Origin of the sequence: Streptomyces milbemycinicus, from assembly GCF_002154605.1 — a bacterium.
In the GTDB taxonomy this organism is placed as follows: Bacteria; Actinomycetota; Actinomycetes; order Streptomycetales; family Streptomycetaceae; genus Streptomyces; species Streptomyces milbemycinicus.
Map to the genome: position 1 here is coordinate 1 of NZ_MUNE01000233.1, position 653 is coordinate 653.

2 protein-coding genes are annotated in these 653 nt (G+C 72.3%); one reads left to right on the top strand and one right to left on the bottom strand.

The window, feature by feature from the left end; genetic code table 11:
• Window positions 1-348 (top strand): cupin domain-containing protein (locus tag CCN51_RS19815; protein ID WP_107426011.1); only part of this gene is annotated, 348 nt, incomplete at its 5' end.
• 3 nt (window positions 349-351) lie between these two features.
• Here the strand turns inward: CCN51_RS19815 and CCN51_RS19820 are convergent.
• Window positions 352-653: ROK family protein (locus tag CCN51_RS19820; RefSeq protein ID WP_143675849.1), on the bottom strand; the 302-nt coding region annotated here is incomplete at its 5' end.

The following is a 653-nucleotide window of genomic DNA, read 5'->3' on the forward strand; positions in this document are numbered from 1 at the left end:
AAGGACGCCGCGCTGGACCGGGGTTGGATCCTCGGGCACTTCAAGGACGCCGACGATCCCCGCCACAGCGATGCCGTGGAGATCAAGTGGGGTGTGCACCCTCCGGGTGACGAGCGAGCCCAGTGGGTGCGCGGCGAGGAGCGGACCGCGCTGCTGGTCCTCATCAGCGGCCGCTTCCGCGTCGAGCTGCCGGGCCGCAGCGTCCTCCTGGAACAGCAGGGCGATTACGTCGTATGGGGACGCGGGGTCGACCACTCCTGGATCGCGGAGGAGGAGTCGGTGGTGCTGACGGTCCGCTGGCCGTCCGTGCCCGGCTACGCGGTGGACGCGGTGGAGCCGCGCGGCTGACCGTCAGCCCTCGGCCGCCCCCAGGACCAGCACCTGGATGGCCAGAACGGCGGCGCCGCGGGCCCAGTCATGGAAGTCGGAGACCCTGGTCTCCAGGTTGACGGGGTCGGCCTGGGGGTGGCGGTTGGCGAGGATGGCGTCCTCCACCGTGGGGCCGGCCACATCGACCAGGCCCACCCCCTCACCCGCCAGCAGGATCTTCTGCGGCATCACGAAGTTGGCGATCTGGGCCACGAGCGTGCCCAGGGCCCGGGCGGCCTCGTCCACGACACGGGCTGCCATGGGCTCGCCCTCGGCGGCGAGGG